We start from the raw sequence: 19734 nt of genomic DNA on the forward strand, positions 1-19734 counted from the left end.
CGGCATATCTGTTAGGCCCTGAGCCCTGATGCTGCCTGGACGAAGCTGTGCAAACCTAGCACCCGAGTCAGTAAAACAATAACAACAAGGGTACGAGTCATGAATGCAGATATGGGCAACGCACGCCCGTTGACGCGCAAAGAGCGCACAACGGCCATTGTGGGTGTATGTTCTGGCAACCTGGTGGAGTGGTATGACTTCTTCATCTACGCCTACACCTCGATCTACTTCGCGTCATTGTTCTTTCCGGCTGGCGATCAGACCAGCCAATTGTTGGCCACGGCGGGCATTTTTGCCGTTGGCTTCTTCATGCGTCCGTTGGGCGGCTGGATTTTCGGTTACATCGCCGACACGCGCGGTCGCAAGATATCGATGATCATCTCGGTGTTCATGATGTGCGGTGGCTCCCTGATGATCGCCGTGATGCCTACCTACGCCAGCATTGGCATGGCCGCACCGGTTCTGCTGGTGGTTGCCAGGCTCATGCAGGGTTTGTCGGTCGGCGCTGAGTACGGTACTGGCGCTACTTACATCAGTGAAGTATCCCGGGCCGGCAAGCGTTCGTTCTACGGCTCGTTCCAGTACCTGACGATCATCGCCGGACAGTTGCTGGCGTTGCTGACGGTTGCCTTGTTGCAACAGGTGCTGTCCGAGCAGGACCTGAAAGCATGGGGATGGAGAATTCCGTTCTTCATCGGAGCGCTGGCATCGATCGTGGTGGTTTACCTGCGCCGTACCATGCGCGAAACAGCGAATGAAAAGGACATGAAGCGCAAGGAGTCGGGTTCACTGAAAGCGCTGATGCAGCACAAGCGTGCAGTGCTACTGACCTTTACGCTGACGATTGGCTGCTCGCTGTACTTTTATACCTTCACCGCTTACATGCAGAAGTTCCTGGTGGTCAGCGTGGGTATACCTGCCGCGACTGTCAGCCTGCTGATGGCGGCAGCCCTGGTAATCTTCATGCTCGCCCAGCCGTTGTTCGGCATGCTTGCCGACCGCATCGGCGTGCGCCGCAACATGATCATCTTCGGTACGTTGTCCACTTGCCTGGTCATTCCGCTACTGACTGCCATCAAGTCAGCGCAGGACCCCTACACGGCATTCAGCCTCGTAGTGGCGGGGCTGTTGATCGCCGCTTTCTACACCCCAGTGACCGGCGTACTGAAGGCCGATTTGTACCCGGGAACGGTTCGGGCCCTGGGTGTTGGTCTGCCTTACGCGGTGGGGGCGGCGATGTTCGGCGGTTCGGCCGAATATATAGCGCTGACGTTCCGCTCCTGGGGCATGGAAGAGCACTTCTACATGTATGTGGCGGCCATTGCAGCAATAACCTGGATTTCTGCACTGCTGATGCCCGACCTGACCAAGCATGGCTATCTGGATGGAGATGGCAAGGTTGAGCAGAACACCGGCCTGCGCCAGATTCTGCAGCGCCGGACGCAGCCGGGCAACCCAAATGCCTGAAGGCGCGAGGTCAACCATGACACTGGAAACAAAACGCGTATTTCGCTTTGATGTCTGGTACCACCCGGTGATGGAACAGGTGTTCGCGCAAGCACCTGGCATCGAGCTGCAGACGATTGCCCGTAACGCACCGCAGGAGCAGATCCTGCGTGCGCTGCAGGCCAGCCACGCTTACCAGATCCCGTCAGCCAGGGACGAGTTGCCCGAGCAGTGGAGGGCAGACAAACGCTTGCTTCAGCAGCTGCCGCGCTTGCTGTGTGTCTCCACCAATGGCGCAGGTTATGACACAGTCGATGTCGCTGCCTGCACCGATGCAGGCGTGCTGGTTGTCAATCAGTCCGGGGCCAATGCGCAGTCGGTGGCAGAAGCAACGATCGGTTTGATGATCGATTGCTCGCGCCGCGTGACCGAGTCCGATCGCAGGCTTCGCACTGCTCGCGGGTTTACCCGCGAAGACCTGATGGGCGCGGAACTGTACGAAAAGACCTTGGGGTTGGTGGGGATAGGCCAGGTCGGTGCTCGGGTTGCCCGAATAGCACAGGCGTTGGGTATGCGCGTGCTGGCCTGTGACCCTTGGCTGTCAGCCGAAGAAATAGCGGCCAGGGGTGCTCAAGCCGTCGATCTGCCAAGCCTGCTCAGGGCCAGCCATGTGGTATCCCTGCATTGCCCCCGGTCGGCGCAGACAATGAACCTGATGAACACCTCGACCTTCAGGCAAATGCGCGAAGGTGCGATATTCATCAACACGGCCCGCGGTGGCCTGCACGACGAACAGGCGCTGTACAGCGCTTTGGCAAGCGGGCACCTGGGTGGGGCCGGCATCGATGTCTGGGACCAGGAGCCTCCGCCGTTGGACCACCCGCTATTATCGCTGCCAACGGTGGTGGGCCTTTACCACACTGCCGGAGTCACCGGTGAGGCCAGGCAACGCATGGGGGAATGGGCGGCGCGGCAGATCATTGATCTGTTTGACGGCCAGGAAGCCCCACGCATTGTGAACCCGCAGGTGTTCCCTCGTTTTCTGGAGCGTTTGCAGGCGCAGGATCACGCCAGTCGTTGATCGTCAGCGCCTTCGACCCGGGTTACTTGAAACCGGTAACGGCGTGGGGCACGTAGGGTGCCTGAAGGCGCGCTACGTCATCCTCCGACAGCGACAATTGCAACGCTGCGACCGCATCATCCAAATGCTCAGGTCTGGAAGCCCCGACAATCGGTGCGCACACCCCGCGCTGGCCAAGTACCCAGGCCAGCGCTACCTGGGCCATGGGCACGCCGCGCTCCAGTGCGATTTGCTCGACCACATCGATGACGCGGCCATCTTCCACTTCGGTATTGGCGTAGAACGATTGGCCGGAGATGTCCGTGCGCGTGCGCTGGGTCTGCTGGCCATGGGGGCGAGTCAGTCGGCCGCGGGCCATCGGGCTCCAGGGCATAAGGCCCACGCCCTGGTCGAGGCACAGGGGGATCATTTCGCGCTCTTCTTCGCGGTAGATCAGGTTGAGGTAGTTCTGCATCGACACGAATCGGCTCCAGCCATGGCTGCTGGCCACGTGTTGAGCTTTGGCGAACTGCCAGGCGTACATCGACGACGCGCCGATGTAGCGAGCCTTGCCAGCCTTCACCACATCGTGCAGGGCCTCCATGGTCTCTTCGATCGGCGTGTGGTAGTCCCAACGGTGTATCTGGTACAGGTCGACATAGTCTGTGCCCAAACGGGAAAGGCTCGCGTCGATGTTGGCCATGATTGCCTTGCGCGAAAGGCCTTGCTCATTGGGGCGGCTACTGCCTTCCCACATGTTCGCCGGGAAGAACACTTTGGTGGCAATCACCGTTTCTTCACGGCGGGTGAATTCCTTGAGCAATTTGCCGAGGATGATTTCCGAGGTACCGGCCGAGTAGCTGTTGGCCGTGTCGAAGAAGTTGATCCCTTGCTCGACGGCGTGGCGGATGATGGGGCGGCTGTCGGCTTCGCCCAGGGTCCAGGGGTGCGTGCCTGCGTCCGGTTCGCCGAAGGTCATGCAGCCCAGGCACAACCGCGATACATCCAGGCCTGTGTTGCCCAGCTTGACGAATTGCATCTGCTTTTCCTCTTTCATCGATATGCAGAGCAAGGGTAGCGCTGGCAGCCCTGTGCGCAAACTCCCGGAATGTGAAACCTTCATGTGCAGATTTTCACAAGCGCAGCAATGGCCGCACCTGTTCCACGATGAAGTCACAGACCGCTTTGATACGGGGCGTGGCGCGCACGTCTTCGTGCACGGCAAGCCATAAGGCGATGGAGGTGGTCCGGTCATCGCCCTCTGCCGTTTCAAGCCCGTATTCCTGCGCCATGAACACCGGCAGGCAAGCAACGCCCATGCCGCTGGCCGCAGCCTGGGCCTGTATGCGCAAATCGTTGCTTTGCAGCACGAACGGTCGGCCGGCGGCCTGCTCGACCAGCCAGCGCTGCTGGGGGGACTTGGCCTGAGACTCGTCATAGCCAATATAAACCGGCTGCGCCCAGCCGAGGTAGCCGGGCGCTGCGTACAGGCCGTAGTCCAGATGGCCAAGCAGGCTCGTGACCAGCGTGGGCTCGGTGGGCCTTGCCAGGGCAATGGCAATGTCGGCCTCGCGCCGGGCCAGGGAGGTGCGCGATTTGCTGCCGACCAGTTTCAGGCGCAACCGAGGGTGGCGCAGGTGCAGTTCCCCCAGCCGCGCTGCAACCATGCTGGCCAGTAGCGCAGGAGGGGCCGCCACTACCACCTGGCCGTCTATTTCCTGTTGCCCGGCGCTGGCGAAGTGTTCCAGCGCAAATGCGGACAGCAACATTTGCTCAGCGAATTCACCCGCACGCAGCCCCTCATTGGTCAACACGTAGGCTCGCGGCCGACGATCGACGAGCTTGAGTTGCAGCGACGCTTCCAGCGACGCAATGCGCCGGGCAACCGTGACGTGATCGACGCCGAGTTTTTTGGCGGCCGCAGACAATGAGCCTGACGTTACGAACGCAGAGAAATGGCGGAGGTCTTCCCAATCGAACATACATGGCCCCTGAAACTGGTCGGGCCATGATACCTCGACCGGCGGGCAGGGCTAAAACTACAAGGCAAGGCTCATGCGCATGAGCCACGACTCGATCCAGGCCTCATCGACCGGTATCGCACGCCGGCGCAGGGTATCGGCGCTGTCGATCAATGCCAGGATGGCTTCGCTCACACTGCCGGCGTCCTGAACGTTGAACCGCCCTTGATTGATGTCGGCCTCTACTGCCACAAGTAAAGGCTGACGCAGCACTTTCAAGCGCTGGTCCAGCCAGTTGCGTTGAACGGGCTGCAAATGGCGGGAGTCATGGCGAAGCAATAGTTCGTCACCAGGGTGCGTGCGTTGGCACATCAGGGCGAAGCGCAAGTAACCTTGCAGGTCCCGGCAAAAGGTACCGCGGCGCCAGGCTTCAATGCGACGCTCGACGATGTCGAGCAGCACATCCAACAGCAGGTCCTGTTTACTCGCAACATGATGGTAAAGGCTTCCTGGCTGCAGCCCCACGCGAGTGGCGAGCTGCCGCATGCTCATGGCGCTGTAGCCAACTTCCGCCATTAGCTCGCGTGCAGCGCACAGCAGGAAATCAGAACTTGATCGGGCGACTTCAGGCATAGACTGGCAGCCTGGACAACGCGCGTAATATTCGGCAAAGCGTGCGTCGGCAACTCAACCGTGGCATCAGGCTGTGCATGGCAAAAACCTCAAGCATTCAGCGATTGAAAAACCCGAGGCGGGCCGAGTGCGGTCCGTCAGAACCCGTGCATCCGGCCCGCCCGGGAAAACAAGTTACGGCTGTTGACCAGCCAGCTCTAGCAGAGCGCGTGCGCGCAGAATCACCGGTGCGTCGACCATCTGCCCATCGAGTGTGAACACACCTGCCCCAGACTGCGCTTGAGCCACAACGCGCTGCGCCCAGTTCAGCTCAGCCTCTGAAGGCTGCAGTGCCCGGTGAATGATGCTGATCTGACTTGGGTGAATGCACAGTGCACCTCCAAAACCCATGTCGCGCGCGTATTGAACGTGTTTGTGCAGTCCCGAAACGTCCTGGATGGCGGGGTAGACACCATCCAAAGGTGCCGCCAGGCCGGCCGCGCGGCTATGCAGGATCACGGCATAGCGTGCCTGGCCGAGCACCTGGTTGGCAGCTTCGCTGTCGGTCTTGAGGTTCAGGTCCAGCCCCAGGTCAAGGCTGCCGAACGACAGGCGTTCCACACCGTCAGCTGCCGCAATTTGTGGCAGCGCGACCAAACCGCGGGCACTTTCGATGATGGGCCAGATCGGTTTGCCTGTGCCATGCGCCTGCCTGATCTGAGCTTCTGTCTCTGCCTTGGGCAACAAGATGGCTTTGACCCCGGCGTGACGCATGCACAGTCGTAAGTCAGCGTCGTGCGCCCAATGCCCAGGCGCATTCACGCGCACCAACACACGGGCATCAGGGTTTTCACTCAGAAATGCCTCCAGATGATCGCGCGCCTGCTCCTTGGCGGACTCCTCGACGGCATCCTCAAGATCGACGATCACGCAGTCGGCACCACTGGCGAGCGCTTTGGGAATGCGCTCAGGTCGGCTGGCAGGAACGAACAATGCGGACCTTACGTTAGCCTGGCTCATTGCGTGCGCTCCTCAGTGAACTCAACTTCACCCGACTGTGCCATCCCCGCGTCGTTAGTTGCCCAGAGCTGTGCCTTGCCGTGATCCAGCATCCGACCGCCCAGTTCGAATGGGGTAGGGGAGATCAACGGGCGTAGGCCCCGGAAGGCAAAGCGCCGGATGCGCGCAGCAGGGTTGGCACGCTGGAACGCCCTTAGATTGAGGGTAGCTATCAACGGGCCATGCACCACCAAGCCGGGGTAGCCTTCGGTTTCCGTCACATAAGGCCAGTCATAGTGAATACGGTGGCCATTAAACGTTACCGCCGAATAGCGGAACAGCAGGGTGGCGTTTGGCTCGACGACCTCCTGCCAGTCTCCCGCAGGCGCGGCGTCGGTGCCACCGAGTTTCGGCGGGGTAGGCTCGCGGTAGACGATGTCGTGCTCTTCGACCAGCGCGTTGCGGCCATCCTGCAAATATTCATGTTTGACCGTGACGAACAGCAATGAGCCCGTGCGCCCGTGTTTTTCCTCGACTTTGAGAATGGTCGAGCGGCGCGAGACCTGGGCCTCGACCTTCAACGGATGAAGGAACTCCAATCGGCTCCCGGCCCACATACGATTGCGGTTGTCTGCCGGCGGCAGGAACCCACCGCGCGCCGGGTGGCCGTCGCTCCCCAAACCCGCTTCTTCAACAGGGTCCTGGAAGAACGCCCAATGCCACAGCAGGGGCAAGGCATCACCCGGGCCCGGTGCAGGCTCGCTCAGGGTGGCGGCGATACGCTTTACCAGATTGTGAGTGAGGCGGTCGTGGCTGATTTCACTTCGGCCAATCCAGGCGCTGAGGTTTTCGCTGGTCATTGTTATTGTCCTTGTGTTCAAAGCTGGTTGGCGAGTTCGGGCACTGCCTCGAACAGGTCGGCAACCAGGCCATAGTCGGCCACTTGGAAGATGGGGGCTTCTTCATCCTTGTTGATCGCGACGATCACCTTGGAGTCTTTCATGCCGGCCAGGTGCTGGATCGCGCCGGAGATACCGACGGCGATGTACAGCTGTGGCGCGACGATCTTGCCGGTCTGGCCGACCTGCATGTCGTTCGGCACGAAGCCGGCGTCAACTGCAGCGCGCGAGGCACCGACGGCAGCGCCGAGCTTGTCGGCCAGGCTGTACAGGTGCTTGAAGTTGTCACCGTTACCCAAGCCGCGACCGCCGGATACGACGATGCTCGCGGCAGTCAGTTCAGGTCGGTCGGAGGTGGCCAACTGCTCGCAGACGAAAGCCGACAGTCCGGCATCCCGTGCGCCGTCGAGCTGCTCGATGATTGCTCCGCCGCCTGTTGCCGCCACCGCTTCAAAACACGTGGTACGCACGGTGATGACTTTTACCGCAGCACTCGACTGCACAGAAGCAATCGCATTGCCAGCGTAGATCGGGCGTTTGAACGTATCAGCCGATTCCACCGCAATGATTTCGGAGATCTGGTCGACGTCCAGCAAGGCGGCGACACGTGGCAAGATGTTCTTGCCGTTGCTGGTCGCCGGCGCGAGCACGTGGGAGAAATCTGGCCCCAGGTTAGCAACCAGAGGCGCAACGTTCTCGGGTAGCTGATTGGCGAAGGCCGCATCATCCGCGATCAATACCTTAGTCACGCCAGCGATCTCTGCCGCTGCAAACGCCACGCCGGACACGTCATGGCCGGCCACCAGTATGACAATCTCCTCACCAATCTGCTGCGCTGCCGCCAAAGTGTTGAGGGTTGCGCCAGCCAGGGCGCGATTGTCATGTTCTGCTACTACAAGGATGGCCATCAGATCACCTTCGCTTCGTTCTTCAGTTTCTCGACCAGTTCGGCCACCGTTTTGACCTTGATACCAGCGCTTCGTGCAGCAGGCGCTTCGACTTTCAGGGTTTTGTTGGTGCAGGTCAGCGATACGCCCAGCGCGCCTGGAGTAACGGACTCCAGCGGCTTCTTCTTGGCTTTCATGATATTCGGCAGCGATGCATAGCGCGGTTCGTTCAGCCGCAGGTCGGTGGTGACGATGGCCGGCAGGTTCAGGGAGACGGTCTGCAGGCCGCCATCGATTTCACGGGTAACGTTCAACGTGTTGCCAGCCACTTCAACCTTGGAGGCGAAGGTGCCCTGGGCGAAGCCGGTCAGAGCGGCCAGCATCTGGCCGGTCTGGTTGTTGTCGCTGTCGATGGCCTGCTTGCCCAGGATCACCAGTTGTGGTTGCTCTTTGTCGACAACGGCTTTCAGCACTTTGGCTACGGCCAGAGAGTTCAGCTGGTCAGCGGCTTCGACCAAAATGGCGCGGTCAGCGCCCAGGGCCAGGGCAGTGCGCAACTGCTCCTGAGCAGTAGCCGGACCAACGGAAACCACGACGACCTCGCTTGCAACGCCTTTTTCCTTCAGGCGCACGGCTTCCTCGACGGCAATTTCGCAAAAGGGGTTCAGGGACATCTTGACGTTTGCAAGGTCGACGCCGGAGTTGTCCGGCTTGACCCGGACTTTCACGTTGTAGTCGACCACACGCTTGATTGCGACGAGCACTTTCATGGACGGAATGACTCCTTGAATCGTTGCGTACCAACAGCGAAAAAAGAGGGGTCAGATGACCCCTGAAGTGCGCAGTTGATCAATGCGTTCGGAAGGCAGGCCCAGTTCGGCAAGAATGTGGGCACTGTGTTCGCCCAGTGCTGGAACAGGGTCCATACGTGGCGTAAAAGCGTTGCTCGACGCCGGTGGCAGCAGGCTCGGAATGTTTCCGATTGCGCTGCCAACCTGGCGCCAACGGTCACGGGCTTGAAGTTGTGGATGGCTCCAGACGCCTTGCATGTCGTTGACCCGTGCATTGGCGATGCTAGCCGTATCCAGGCGCTGGATGACCGTGTCGAGCTCCAGGCTGGCAAAGGCCTCAACGATCAGCGTGCGCAGAGCCTCGCGGTTTTCCACGCGCAGGTAATTGGCGCTGAAGCGCTCATCATCGGCCAGGGTTGGCTGCAACAGCACCTTTTCACAGAACAGCCGCCATTCGCGTTCGTTCTGCAACCCCAGCATGACGGTATTGCCGTCGCCTGTGGGGAAGGGCCCGTAAGGGTAGATGGTGGCGTGGGCAGCGCCTGCCCGTGGGGGAGGCGTGGCGCCCTGATAGGCGTAATAGAGCGGATAGTTCATCCACTCGACCAGGCTTTCAAGCATGGAAACGTCGACGTGGCTGCCTTCGCCGGTCTTTTCCCGCAGCATCAAGGCAGAAAGCACGCCGGTGTAGGCGTACATGCCGGCGGCAATATCGGCAATAGAGTTACCGGCTTTGGCCATCTGTTCTTCGCCGGGGCCGCCCGTGACCGACAAGAACCCGCCCTCGCTTTGAATCAGCAGGTCATAGGCCTTCTTTTGCTCGTAAGGCCCGCCGGCGCCGTAGCCGGAAATGTCGCAGACGACCAGACGCGGAAAGCGCGTGTGCAAATCGTCGAAGGATAGGCCGAGGCGCGCGGCGGCGCCGGGTGCGAGGTTCTGCACCAGTACATCGGCCTGCTCCAGCAATTGGTCCAGGATATCGCCAGCAATATCCTGTTTCAGGTCCAGGGTCAGGCTTTCCTTGGAGCGGTTGGTCCAGACGAAGTGCGAGGCCAGGCCGTCGACGCGCTGGTCGTAGCCGCGAGCGAAGTCGCCAACGCCTGGGCGCTCGACTTTGATGACCCGTGCCCCCAGATCGGCCAGTTGGCGGGTGCAGAAGGGCGCGGCAATGGCATGTTCCAGGCTGATGACGGTGATGCCGTCGAGCGGGCGAGGTCCGGTGGGCTGGGTCATGTTGTTGTCTCTCTCTTCAGCTTCACGTGGATCAGGTGTTAGAACGAACGCGGCAGTTCCAGCAGGTGCTCGGCCACGTAGGACAGGATCAGGTTGGTGGAGATCGGCGCCACCTGATAAAGCCGGGTTTCGCGGAACTTGCGCTCCACGTCGTATTCAGTGGCAAAACCGAAACCGCCGTGGGTCTGCAGGCAGGCGTTGGCAGCCTCCCACGACGCCTTGGCGGCGAGGTACTTGGCCATGTTGGCGGCGGCGCCGGCGTTCTTGCCGCTGTCATACTGCTCGCATGCCTGCCAGCGCATCAGGTCGGCGGCTTCGATTTCGATATGGGCTTCGGCGATGGGGAACTGCACCCCCTGGTTTTGCCCGATCGGGCGGCCGAACACCACGCGGTCGCGGGCATACTGCGCGGACTTTTCGATGAACCAGCGGCCGTCGCCGATGCATTCGGCGGCGATCAGCGTGCGCTCGGCGTTAAGGCCGTCGAGAATGTAGCGGAAACCTTTGCCTTCTTCGCCGATCAGGCTGCTGGCGGGAATTTCCAGGTTGTCGAAGAACAGCTCGTTGGTTTCGTGGTTAACCATGTTGGCGATCGGTTGCACGGTCAGGCCGTTGCCGATGGCTTCGCGCAGGTCGACCAGGAAAATCGACATGCCTTCAGACTTCTTCTTCACCTCGGCCAGCGGCGTGGTGCGGGCCAGCAGAATCATCAGGTCGGAATGCTGGATACGCGAGATCCACACCTTCTGGCCATTGATCACGTACTTGTCGCCCTTGCGCACGGCAGTGGTCTTGATCTTGGTGGTGTCGGTGCCGGTGGTGGGCTCAGTCACGCCCATCGATTGCAGGCGCAGTTCGCCGCTGGCCAGCTTGGGCAGGTAGTAGCTTTTCTGTTCATCACTGCCGTTACGCAGCAGGGTGAACATGTTGTACATCTGGCCGTGGATAGTGCCGGAGTTGCCACCGCAGCGGTTCACTTCCTCGAGGATCACCGAGGCTTCGGCCAGGCCCAGGCCAGAGCCGCCGTATTCCTCGGGGATCATGGCCGACAGCCAGCCGGCGTCGGTCATGGCTTTGACAAAAGCTTCCGGGAAGCCTTTTTCTACGTCAATCTTGCGCCAGTATTCGGCGGGGAAGTCGCCACACAGGGCGCGCACGCCTTCGCGGATGGCATTGAGTTCTTCGCTGTAGTAGTCGCTCATTGTTATTCTCCAGTTGGGCAAGGCCGGCTCGCTGATCGTGGGTCGTGAGCCGGCCCGGCCCGTGTTGCACGGTCAGGTCGGCTGGAAGCCCAGGGCGGCGCGGAAACGGTTCTTGATGTAGAAGCCGTCACGCGGCGGCAGCACGCGCGGTGGGTTTTCGGCCTTGATCTTGACGGTCGCCAGCTTTACACCCTCGCGAGTAGCGAAGCGTTCACGCAGGTCGTGCACGCCTTCGATCTCGCGGATCTCGTTGGTCCAGCTGAAGCCACAGGTATTCGCCACTTGGTCGAGCTGGATGCCGAAACCTGCGTGGCTGACTTGCATGCCGGTCTCACCGAAGTGGCCGTTGTCCAGCACCACGATGGTCAGGTTCTTCGGTTTTTGCAGCGACACGGTGGCCAGCGCGCCAAAGCCCATCAGCAGTTCGCCATCGCCAGTAATCACCACCACCGATTTGTCTGGCTGGGCGTTGGCTAGGCCGAGGCCGACGGTGATCGCGCTGCCCATGGCGGCCCACAGGTAGTAGTTGTTGTCGTGGTCGCCTGCGGCCATCACGTCGTACGAGGCTGAACCCAAACCGGTGACCACCAGCAGATCCTGACGATCTGCGAGCAGGGTGCGCACCACTTCACGGCGGCAAAGGGTGTGGTTGGCGCTTACTTGACCCATTTCTTTTCTCCGATCAGGCGCTGGCCAAGCAGCAGGGCAGTGGCGGAATCACCGTTGAACGCCATGGTGGCGGCGCCGTGCAGCAGCGGGGCGACGTCTTCGGGCTTGTCGGCGCGCCAAGTCAACACCTTCATCAAGTTCAGCGAGGCTTCGGTGGCTTGGCCCATGGGGTTCTGCCAGGCATTGAACTCGGCCCAGTCGCCGCGCATGGTCACCACCATCAGCAGCGGGAAACCAGCGCAGTTCTGCAGGGCCAGGGTGTTGATGCAGTTGCCGACGCCGCTGGATTGCATGAGGAGTGCCCCGCGCTCGCCGCCGAGCCAGGCGCCGGCCAGGTAGCCGATGCCTTCTTCCTCGGTGGTGAGGACCACGGCTTTGATATCAGGGTCTTCATAGGACATGCGGATGGCTGCGCTGTGGCCGGCATCCGGTACGAACACGACGTGTTTTACATCGTGGGCCTTAAGGACGCGGAACACGTCTTCTTGCCAGTTTTGTTCAGCTTCTTGCGATGACATGGGTGTCTCCCGTGCTGCTTTTGTTTTGCCTCATCATGGAGTGAACCTGTGTCGACGACGACTACCTTTTTTCACTTTGAGATATGCCGAACGGGCATACCTTGACCATCCCCCCTGTAGCTATAACGAGCCTGGATATCTGATAGGCCCAAACCGCACTTATTCAAGGCATGCAACTGCGCTAGGTTGCCCGGCGGCGTTCGCTCCGAACGCTTGGCTGTACCCACAACAATAAAGTCCGAGGGCAACACCATGTTCGTACGCTTCTTGCGCTGGCGCGCATTCGCGGTACTTTCCAACGTTTCGCAGCCCACCTCGGCTTGCCCGACAGGGCTCCTTTCTCTTGCCTACCTCATTCCGTAATGCGCCGCGAGCGCGTAAGCGATCTTCATTACTTGATTACAGGTGGTTCATGAAATTCCGACTTCCTTTGGCAGGGTGGATCCTGCTGGCAATGGGCTTGGGCGTGCTCATCGGTTACACGATCTTTTTGAGTGCCCCAGACAAAGCTTCAGCAACGGAGATTGCCGGCCATATCTCGATTGTGTCGGACGTGTTCCTGCGGCTGATCAAGATGCTGATCGGGCCCTTGGTGTTCTCCACCTTGGTCGTCGGTATTGCCCATATGGGCGATGCAGGTGCAGTGGGACGTGTGTTTGGCAAGGCCATGCTGTGGTTCATGACGGCTTCGTTGTTGTCACTGGCGGTTGGCCTGATCATGGCCAACGTCCTGCAGCCAGGTCAGCACCTGGCGCTGCCGCTACCTCCGGTAGACGCGACCACCTCCCTGCAGACGTCGGCATTCACACTCAAAGGGTTCGTGACCCATCTGGTGCCGCGATCCTTTGCCGAGGCGTTGGCAAACAACGAGATCCTGCAGATCGTTGTTTTCTCGATGTTCTTGGGGGTTGCCTTGGCAGCCCTTGGGGAGAAGGCCCAAGGGCTGATTCGCCTGACCGACGAACTGGCCCAGGCGATGCTGTTGATCACCGGCTACGTGATGAAGCTGGCACCACTGGCCGTAATGGCCGCCATGGCATCCACGGTGGCCATCAACGGCCTGTCGATCCTGGCGACGTTCGCGGTGTTCATGCGCGATTTCTACCTGGGACTGGGCGTGTTGTGGGTATTGTTGGTGCTGGCAGGCACTCTATTCCTGGGGCGCCGCGTGTTCAGCCTGCTGCATCTGATCAAGGAGGCATTCCTGCTGGCATTCGCGACGGCCAGCTCTGAATCGGCCTACCCGAAGCTGCTGGCTGCACTGGACCACTTTGGCGTCAAGCGCAAGATATCCAGCTTTGTCATGCCGATGGGTTACTCATTCAACCTGGACGGTTCGATGATGTACTGCACGTTCGCCGTGTTATTCATTGCCCAGGCGTATGGCATTGAGATGTCCATCGGCACGCAGATTCTGATGCTGCTGACCCTGATGCTGACCTCCAAAGGACTGGCGGGGGTGCCCCGTGCGTCGCTGGTCGTCATTGCCGCGACGCTGGTGCAGTTCGACATTCCCGAGGCAGGCCTGCTGTTGATCCTGGGCATCGATACCTTCCTCGATATGGGACGATCAGCCACCAATGCGGTTGGCAACTCGATAGCCACTGCCGTAGTGGCGAAGTGGGAAGGGGAGTTGACAACCGAACCGCAGACGCAGGCAGAGATAGCTGACGAGGGTGCTCCTGCGGCCAAATCGATGGCCAGTTAGCCAGCCAACCACCGGTGTCTGCCCGAATCGGACAGGCACCGGTGGGCAAGCTTCACCCCTGAATGGCTTCCGACACTTGCGGCTTGTTCACCGGCATGCCGGTATTTTCTTCAACTTTACCGTCACCACTGATGTAGCCATGCCGTGTCAGGTTAGGCATCAGCACCGAAGCAATAAAGGTGACGCAAAGCACTGCTGCGACGTAGAAGAAGAAGTAGTTCTCCACGCCCTCTGCACGGAACGACAGCGCGACGTATTCGGCGGTGCCGCCAAACGCAGCATTGCCGATTGCATAGGGGAAACCGACCCCAAGCGCCCGAACTGCCGGCGGGAACAGCTCTGCCTTCACGATGCCTGCAATGGGTGTGTACAGCGAAGCGATGACCAGGCCGCCAAACACCAGCGCAAATGCAACGATTGGGTTATTGGTGCTCTGAATCGCGAACAGCAGCGGGATGACCATCAGGATGCCCAGCCCAGAGAACAGCAGCATATGCGTCTTGATCCCGACCCGATCGGCCAACAAGCCGAACAGGGGCTGGCACAACATGAAGCCGATCAGCGCCGAGGTCATGATGAAGCTGACGGTCTCGGCGTCAAAGCCGGCCGAGATCACCAGAAACTTCTGCATGTAAGTGGTGAAGGTATAGAAATACAGTGAACCACCAATCGTGAAGGCAACGACCAGGCCAACGGCGCGCTTGTGCTTGAACATCCCGCGCAGCGAACCTGCACCTTCTTTATGCATCTCCTTCTTCGAGGCGGTTTCGTGCATCGAGCGACGGAGGTACACGACCACTACCGCGCTGACCGCACCGATGAAGAACGGAATGCGCCAGCCCCATTCGCGCAATTGCTCATCGGTCAGCGTCTGCTGCAGCACAACCACGGTGAACAGTGCCAGCAATTGCCCGGCAATAATCGTGAAGTACTGAAATGACCCGTAGAAGCAGCGGCGTCCCGGAGTGGCAATTTCACTGATGTAAGTGGCGCCGGTCCCGTATTCGGCACCTACCGAAAGCCCTTGGATCAGCCGGGCTACCAGCAGCATGATCGGCGCCGCGATGCCGACGGTTTCATAGGTCGGCATCACGGCGATCAGCAACGAGCCGCCGCACATCATGAACACCGAGATGATCATGGATACCTTACGGCCGCGGGTGTCCGCCAGCCAACCGAAGATCCAGCCCCCCAGTGGGCGCATGAAGAAGCCAACGGCGAAAACACCGGCAGTGGCTAACAGTTGGGTCGTCGTGTCGCCTTTGGGGAAGAACGAAGCGGCGAAATAGATTGCGGTGTAGGCATAGATGAAAAAGTCATACCACTCGACCAGGTTGCCCGAACAGGCCCCGAGGATGGCGCGCACCCGATTTGGTGGTTGAGAGGTGGATGGAGCACCGGTGCTGGTGACTGAAGATGTTGCAGGCATGGCGAAACCCTCTGGCAAGGCGCAAGTCCCCACGGAGCACAGAAACGGGCTCCGGGCGAGGTGACATGAACGAGGTGGGTATCTCAGCGGTGACGCTGGGTCCGGTAAGAGAAGGTCGCGGCGCGACTCAGTCTTGCCAGGGGAGGAGAGGCGATAGATGACATGGTTTAGCCCTCTGGTTTTATTCTTGTAGTGAGTCGGGCGTGGCAAGCACCGACTTTCACTTCAAGCTACGCCAGTTCTCGCCCTTCAATAAGGGGCTGGGACAACTAACTGTTATGCCGAAATTCTATAGCTGTGCAGGGGCGGGCTGTTTAGACTTTGATTCACCTGAATTATCTAAAGTTGGTCTGTGAATGGACGTCGTTCAGCTAAAAACCCTCATCCATGTTGCCGAGCTGGGGAGCCTCAGCAAAGCCTCGGATCGCTTGCACATCGCTCAGCCGGCACTCAGCAGACAGATTCGTCAATTGGAAAAGGAGTTGGGCGTCTACCTGTTCGAGCGGCATGGCCGTGGCATGGTGATCACCGAAGCTGGCAGTGATGTGCTGGAGCACGCCACCAGAATCATGAATGAGCTGGAAGCCATCCGCACCGCTGTCGCCGGGGTGCAGGGTACATTCCGTGGGGCAGTGGCGATTGGTACCACGCCGACGATTGCTGAAATTGTCACCGTTCGCCTGGTCAAGCGCATTCGTGAGGCGCACCCGGACCTCTCGATACGATTCTCTTCGGCTTTTAGTGGCTATCTGCTTGACTGGCTACAGCGTGGCGAACTGGAGCTGGCCATATCGTATGACCTGGAGCCGCTTCACACGTTGCACATAGCCCCCGTGATGATGGAAAACCTCGTGCTCGTCGGGCCACCGGCTGCCGGACTCAAGCTTGACGAGTCAGTGCGTTTCGCAAGCCTCGCCGAACAACAGATGATTCTGCCGAGTGGCCGTCACGGCTTACGCAAGATCATGAACCAGTGCGCTGCAGAAGTCGGCATAAAGCTCAATGCCAACGTGGAGGCTGATTCTTTTGGCGCAATGATTGACCTGGTTCGCCACGGCTTTGGACTGACAGCACTGCCATTGGCATCCATCTATGGTCACCTGCAAAACGGCACGTTGTGCGCCGCACCTTTAGTGGACCCGATACCCATGCGCAAACTGGTGATGGTGTCGCCTGCCGACCGCCATGTCACACCCGCGACGCGCTATGTTGGCGAGACGTTCGTTGAGCTTGCATCTGAGCTGGTAAAGCAAGGCATTTGGGCAGGGCATATGCTTTGAGTTGAGGCCACGCACAGGTGCGCGACGCCACATATTCGCGTATTTGGTGCATTTCACACTTGATCTCTGCACGTCCAGTGCTGCACTGAGGGTTTGGTCGATAAAGAAATTGCGGGCAACAGAATGCCCGCTGCTAGGCGGGCAAGGTCTATGCAAGAAGTGGATTGAGTGGTACTGCTCGGCCTGAGAAGAGAGGGGAAGATTTTCAAACATCTTCCGCTTGCTAACGGTCACTTACCGTCCCTGAAAGGTGCTGCCCTGGCTCATCCCTCCAGCTTCCTGATTAGGCCACCAAACTGCTGCGCCGGCTCGACATAGCGAAGAGCTGATTTCATGTCGTTCCAGCCTACGTATTCCATAAGCGTTTTAATGTCCCAACCTGAGCTAGCAGCCCGGGTAGCAAACCCGCGTCGGATCGAGTGAGCGCTGTAGATCTCGGACGGCAAGCCACATCGATCCAAGATGTCGCGAAGGAGGGGGATCAAGCTATGGGCCGCAAGCGGGCGATCACTGATGTTGCCCCATCGGTCTATGCCCCTGAACACACCGCCGCGGGTTAGGCCGGCAGCTTCGATCCAGTTGAGATACGCCTCCACGGGGCAGAGTTTGCTCAACGAAGGTGTCTTGTACTCCCGCCCGATGTTCTGCCGGTCTCCTTTGCTCGATCCTAGGTAGAACCTAATCCCGACGTATCGCTCCGCATGCGTGTTCTCGATCGTGAGCCTAGCTAGTTCGTCTCCGCGGAAACCCCTCCAGAAACCGATTGTGAGCAGGGCGATATCACGATAGCAGCATGAGTCGCCGAGGAAACTGCCATGACAACGCCGTGGCCGAGAGCTTTTTCCAGCTTTTGAAGCGGGAACGAATCCGGCGAAAGATCTACGGAACGCGTGACGAAGCCCGAAGTGATATTTTCGATTACATCGAGATGTTCTATAACCCTAAACGCCGACACAGCAGTGCTATGCAGCTGTCGCCAGTAGAGTATGAGAAACGCTATTTTCTGAGCTTGGAGAGTGTCTAGGAAACCAGGGGCGATTCAAAGCGCTTTCCATCTTTCCCTCGATCCTCACATCTGCGGCGCCCGGGCGAAGCAACGAAGGAAAGAGTTGGAGTTGTGTATCGTAGTATTTGATTTAACATAATATGCATTATGCGAACCTTCGTATATTCCACGTGAGCCACACCCAGGGTACATTTCACCACACGCAATCCTTCCAGCATGGCCATTTTCAATTCAAGGACGTAGTACACGGAAGCCTTTCTGACCCCAATCGCGGAAGTAAATCGGCCTAAGCCCATTTTCAACCACATTCTGATCCCATTTGCTGATCAGATTGGGTGCGCACCTGGTAGACCGGTTTCTAAGTTCTGTCCAGTGATGCCATGGGTGCAATCTTGCTTCTCGGCTACATCTTCCTCGCATCTAGAAGGTTTTGTACGTTTCCACTGCGCACATGCAACCTCAATCGTGCTTAGCAGAGCCTCAGCCGCACCAGTCGACTTGCGTTGGTAAACCACGATCAATTATCGATGAAATCACAGCACCGTTGAGAGCTGCACTTTTTCTGACCAATGGCCGAGATCTTTGATAAGAAGCAATTTTTACCTTAATGCCTCAAGAAGAAATTTAGGCGCTACGGCACCTGTGTATGACAGGCAGCTAGCAACGAGGCCTGTGGCTCACTATGCAAATGCAGGTAATCAACGCCAGTTGACGCTGAGGCGTCCACGCCAGATTGCTGATAGGATGTCTAGCCACTTCAACCGCCAGGCTGCTAGTTAGCCCACGCTGTGAACCATCGAGAACAGAGGCCGGAGCTCTAAAGCTTAGGAATACTTCCTAGATTCGTTGCATTCATAAGCAATAAACGCCAGACTCCCCTTCTTTTTTATGCGTGCTCGATTCCAACTCAACTAAATGAATATTTAGTCGAGTTATTTCAACATTCTTGATGCTCGGCGCCCTTCGGATGTTTACCCTTCCGCTGAAAATGATCAGGATCTAGCAAAGCTATGACCTGTTGAGGTGAGACAGAATGCTGTTTCGCTAGGCTATCTAACTCAGCCAAGAAGCGCACCATGCTTGCTACCCTGGGTACCTCTAGTTCTGCGCATGCCTCTGCGTATTTTTGACCGATGACACTGTTAATTTCGAAGAGGCGCGCGACACTCTCGACATCGAAAAAGCCCTCTTTGACAAGCCCATCCAGTGCTCTGTTGCGCTTACTCGACATCGACATTGACCCAGCCTCTCACCCGAAAAGGTTTTTCAGAACTGTGTGATGCTTGGACGTCTTTGAGCCCCAGGATGTACCGAAGCTTCAACACGGTCTCAAGGCTCACGGATTTTTGATCCACATCACCTCTGACAAGCAAGAGCGCTATCACCTCATCTGCGCTGAGCCGGTATTTCCTCATCAGCTTGCTGAGCTTCTGTGAGAAATCGGCATCTGGCGTCTCCTCCCCTTCCTGAAGGACGCTAATCTCCTGCTCCAGCTCACATATGCGCTGTTGAGCGAGGCGTATGGCCTCGTGGCGGTTTGGGGCGTTCATAAGGGGCTTGGCTCCACGGTCTCCTTCTCGAATTGTAGCGTACAGAGCGGGCAACCCGTGCCGCCTGTCTGATCTGGCGCCGTCACGATAGGTAAGATTAATCATGTGGGTAGGCAAGGAAATCACCTGGCATTGAGTCGGCTGTCATCATCTCAGAATCGGTAACAGTCCGCATAAAATCGTTTATTGACGGGCATCGAGCCGCCGTTCCGGCGGGAAGGTGACATTTTAGGCTTATTGATGAGCTGCATCCTAATCGATAAGAATCGAGTTTCTGGCATCACTAGCTATTTGTTGACAGAAAATATCCCTAGGATTTTTTTTTTGCGGCACACGCGTCAATTAATAGCGTTTGTTGATACGAAGTCATCCTCAGCAAGAGCGCGGCGCCCTAGATTGATGCATCCATAGCACTGGCCTTCGCCATGCTTATCCTGACGCTGGCAATTTATGTTTAATCTCTTCTTCGAGATTACGGCGTTTG

General features: G+C 58.6%; 18 protein-coding genes and 1 pseudogene. 5 read left to right on the forward strand and 14 right to left on the reverse strand.

Translation table 11 applies throughout. The features are described 5' to 3' along the window. Nucleotides 1-111: 111 nt before the first annotated feature. Both ACIPZB_RS06360 and ACIPZB_RS06365 read left to right on the forward strand, forming a co-directional pair. Nucleotides 112-1467, forward strand: coding sequence for an MFS family transporter (locus ACIPZB_RS06360; RefSeq protein ID WP_400639760.1), 1356 nt, complete (start codon nucleotides 112-114; stop codon nucleotides 1465-1467). After that, nucleotides 1460-2527: a hydroxyacid dehydrogenase gene (locus tag ACIPZB_RS06365; protein WP_400639449.1), complete on the forward strand. Its 1068-nt coding sequence runs from the start codon at nucleotides 1460-1462 to the stop codon at nucleotides 2525-2527. Before ACIPZB_RS06360 ends, ACIPZB_RS06365 begins: the two co-directional genes overlap by 8 nt. 22 nt (nucleotides 2528-2549) lie before the next feature. Here ACIPZB_RS06365 and ACIPZB_RS06370 read toward each other — a convergent pair whose 3' ends face one another. The 11 genes from ACIPZB_RS06370 to ACIPZB_RS06420 form a co-directional block, all read right to left on the reverse strand. Beyond that, nucleotides 2550-3545 carry an aldo/keto reductase gene (locus ACIPZB_RS06370; protein WP_400639450.1) on the reverse strand — a complete coding sequence of 332 codons (996 nt, stop codon included), beginning with the start codon at nucleotides 3543-3545 and terminating at the stop codon, nucleotides 2550-2552. Between the two features lie 94 nt (nucleotides 3546-3639). After that, nucleotides 3640-4488, reverse strand: a complete 849-nt coding sequence (locus tag ACIPZB_RS06375; protein ID WP_400639451.1) for a LysR family transcriptional regulator — start codon at nucleotides 4486-4488, stop codon at nucleotides 3640-3642. Between the two features lie 57 nt (nucleotides 4489-4545). Continuing rightward, a complete protein-coding gene (locus ACIPZB_RS06380; protein WP_400639452.1) occupies nucleotides 4546-5100 on the reverse strand; it encodes a TetR/AcrR family transcriptional regulator in 555 nt (184 codons plus the stop codon). Between the two features lie 174 nt (nucleotides 5101-5274). Continuing rightward, nucleotides 5275-6099, reverse strand: a complete 825-nt coding sequence (locus tag ACIPZB_RS06385; protein WP_400639453.1) for an HpcH/HpaI aldolase/citrate lyase family protein — start codon at nucleotides 6097-6099, stop codon at nucleotides 5275-5277. Then, complete coding sequence (locus ACIPZB_RS06390; RefSeq protein WP_400639454.1) at nucleotides 6096-6938, reverse strand: MaoC family dehydratase N-terminal domain-containing protein; 843 nt, start codon at nucleotides 6936-6938, stop codon at nucleotides 6096-6098. The genes ACIPZB_RS06385 and ACIPZB_RS06390 overlap by 4 nt, the downstream gene beginning before the upstream one ends. 17 nt (nucleotides 6939-6955) lie before the next feature. Further along, nucleotides 6956-7885, reverse strand: a complete 930-nt coding sequence (locus ACIPZB_RS06395; protein WP_400639456.1) for an electron transfer flavoprotein subunit alpha/FixB family protein — start codon at nucleotides 7883-7885, stop codon at nucleotides 6956-6958. Further along, entirely contained in the window at nucleotides 7885-8634 is a 750-nt protein-coding gene (locus ACIPZB_RS06400; protein WP_400639457.1) for an electron transfer flavoprotein subunit beta/FixA family protein, read from the reverse strand. Before ACIPZB_RS06400 ends, ACIPZB_RS06395 begins: the two co-directional genes overlap by 1 nt. Nucleotides 8635-8685: 51 nt before the next feature. After that, a complete protein-coding gene (locus ACIPZB_RS06405) occupies nucleotides 8686-9888 on the reverse strand; it encodes a CaiB/BaiF CoA transferase family protein (protein ID WP_400639458.1) in 1203 nt (400 codons plus the stop codon). 38 nt (nucleotides 9889-9926) lie between these two features. Further along, nucleotides 9927-11090 carry an acyl-CoA dehydrogenase family protein gene (locus ACIPZB_RS06410; RefSeq protein WP_400639459.1) on the reverse strand — a complete coding sequence of 388 codons (1164 nt, stop codon included), beginning with the start codon at nucleotides 11088-11090 and terminating at the stop codon, nucleotides 9927-9929. Nucleotides 11091-11162: 72 nt separating this feature from the next. Further along, complete coding sequence (locus tag ACIPZB_RS06415; protein WP_400639460.1) at nucleotides 11163-11759, reverse strand: thiamine pyrophosphate-dependent enzyme; 597 nt, start codon at nucleotides 11757-11759, stop codon at nucleotides 11163-11165. Beyond that, nucleotides 11747-12277, reverse strand: a complete 531-nt coding sequence (locus ACIPZB_RS06420) for a thiamine pyrophosphate-binding protein (RefSeq protein ID WP_400639461.1) — start codon at nucleotides 12275-12277, stop codon at nucleotides 11747-11749. The genes ACIPZB_RS06415 and ACIPZB_RS06420 overlap by 13 nt, the downstream gene beginning before the upstream one ends. A gap of 412 nt (nucleotides 12278-12689) precedes the next feature. On the opposite strand from ACIPZB_RS06420, the gene ACIPZB_RS06425 reads away from it, so the two are divergent. Continuing rightward, nucleotides 12690-13985: a dicarboxylate/amino acid:cation symporter gene (locus ACIPZB_RS06425; RefSeq protein WP_400639462.1), complete on the forward strand. Its 1296-nt coding sequence runs from the start codon at nucleotides 12690-12692 to the stop codon at nucleotides 13983-13985. Between the two features lie 52 nt (nucleotides 13986-14037). On the opposite strand, the gene ACIPZB_RS06430 is transcribed toward ACIPZB_RS06425, so the two are convergent. Then, nucleotides 14038-15414 carry an MFS family transporter gene (locus tag ACIPZB_RS06430; protein ID WP_400639464.1) on the reverse strand — a complete coding sequence of 459 codons (1377 nt, stop codon included), beginning with the start codon at nucleotides 15412-15414 and terminating at the stop codon, nucleotides 14038-14040. 356 nt (nucleotides 15415-15770) lie between these two features. Between ACIPZB_RS06430 and ACIPZB_RS06435 the strand changes: the two genes are divergently transcribed. After that, nucleotides 15771-16694: a LysR family transcriptional regulator gene (locus ACIPZB_RS06435; protein ID WP_400639465.1), complete on the forward strand. Its 924-nt coding sequence runs from the start codon at nucleotides 15771-15773 to the stop codon at nucleotides 16692-16694. A gap of 263 nt (nucleotides 16695-16957) precedes the next feature. Here ACIPZB_RS06435 and ACIPZB_RS06440 read toward each other — a convergent pair whose 3' ends face one another. Next, complete coding sequence (locus tag ACIPZB_RS06440) at nucleotides 16958-17473, reverse strand: tyrosine-type recombinase/integrase (RefSeq protein ID WP_400639761.1); 516 nt, start codon at nucleotides 17471-17473, stop codon at nucleotides 16958-16960. An 8-nt stretch (nucleotides 17474-17481) separates the two neighbouring features. Between ACIPZB_RS06440 and ACIPZB_RS06445 the strand changes: the two are divergent. Continuing rightward, nucleotides 17482-17718: pseudogene (locus tag ACIPZB_RS06445) on the forward strand (IS3 family transposase); the annotation flags it as partial. A 1202-nt stretch (nucleotides 17719-18920) separates the two neighbouring features. Here ACIPZB_RS06445 and ACIPZB_RS06450 read toward each other — a convergent pair. Further along, nucleotides 18921-19250 (reverse strand): hypothetical protein, encoded by a 330-nt coding sequence (locus tag ACIPZB_RS06450; protein WP_400639466.1) that lies wholly within the window; start codon nucleotides 19248-19250, stop codon nucleotides 18921-18923. Nucleotides 19251-19734: the final 484 nt, after the last annotated feature.

This window comes from Pseudomonas sp. NPDC089396 (genome assembly GCF_044749545.1).
GTDB lineage: Bacteria > Pseudomonadota > Gammaproteobacteria > Pseudomonadales > Pseudomonadaceae > Aquipseudomonas.

Bases quoted from the DNA above. Each gene is read 5' to 3' on its own strand.
- ACIPZB_RS06375 (WP_400639451.1), bottom strand. From the start codon at position 4,488: ATGTTCGATTGGGAAGACCTCCGCCATTTCTCTGCGTTCGTAACGTCA.
- ACIPZB_RS06415 (WP_400639460.1), bottom strand. From the start codon at position 11,759: ATGGGTCAAGTAAGCGCCAACCACACCCTTTGCCGCCGTGAAGTGGTG.
- ACIPZB_RS06450 (WP_400639466.1), bottom strand. From the start codon at position 19,250: ATGAACGCCCCAAACCGCCACGAGGCCATACGCCTCGCTCAACAGCGC.
- ACIPZB_RS06395 (WP_400639456.1), bottom strand. From the start codon at position 7,885: ATGGCCATCCTTGTAGTAGCAGAACATGACAATCGCGCCCTGGCTGGC.
- ACIPZB_RS06405 (WP_400639458.1), bottom strand. From the start codon at position 9,888: ATGACCCAGCCCACCGGACCTCGCCCGCTCGACGGCATCACCGTCATC.
- ACIPZB_RS06370 (WP_400639450.1), bottom strand. From the start codon at position 3,545: ATGCAATTCGTCAAGCTGGGCAACACAGGCCTGGATGTATCGCGGTTG.
- ACIPZB_RS06380 (WP_400639452.1), bottom strand. From the start codon at position 5,100: ATGCCTGAAGTCGCCCGATCAAGTTCTGATTTCCTGCTGTGCGCTGCA.
- ACIPZB_RS06385 (WP_400639453.1), bottom strand. From the start codon at position 6,099: ATGAGCCAGGCTAACGTAAGGTCCGCATTGTTCGTTCCTGCCAGCCGA.
- ACIPZB_RS06420 (WP_400639461.1), bottom strand. From the start codon at position 12,277: ATGTCATCGCAAGAAGCTGAACAAAACTGGCAAGAAGACGTGTTCCGC.
- ACIPZB_RS06425 (WP_400639462.1), top strand. From the start codon at position 12,690: ATGAAATTCCGACTTCCTTTGGCAGGGTGGATCCTGCTGGCAATGGGC.
- ACIPZB_RS06360 (WP_400639760.1), top strand. From the start codon at position 112: ATGGGCAACGCACGCCCGTTGACGCGCAAAGAGCGCACAACGGCCATT.
- ACIPZB_RS06390 (WP_400639454.1), bottom strand. From the start codon at position 6,938: ATGACCAGCGAAAACCTCAGCGCCTGGATTGGCCGAAGTGAAATCAGC.
- ACIPZB_RS06400 (WP_400639457.1), bottom strand. From the start codon at position 8,634: ATGAAAGTGCTCGTCGCAATCAAGCGTGTGGTCGACTACAACGTGAAA.
- ACIPZB_RS06435 (WP_400639465.1), top strand. From the start codon at position 15,771: ATGGACGTCGTTCAGCTAAAAACCCTCATCCATGTTGCCGAGCTGGGG.
- ACIPZB_RS06410 (WP_400639459.1), bottom strand. From the start codon at position 11,090: ATGAGCGACTACTACAGCGAAGAACTCAATGCCATCCGCGAAGGCGTG.
- ACIPZB_RS06430 (WP_400639464.1), bottom strand. From the start codon at position 15,414: ATGCCTGCAACATCTTCAGTCACCAGCACCGGTGCTCCATCCACCTCT.
- ACIPZB_RS06365 (WP_400639449.1), top strand. From the start codon at position 1,460: ATGCCTGAAGGCGCGAGGTCAACCATGACACTGGAAACAAAACGCGTA.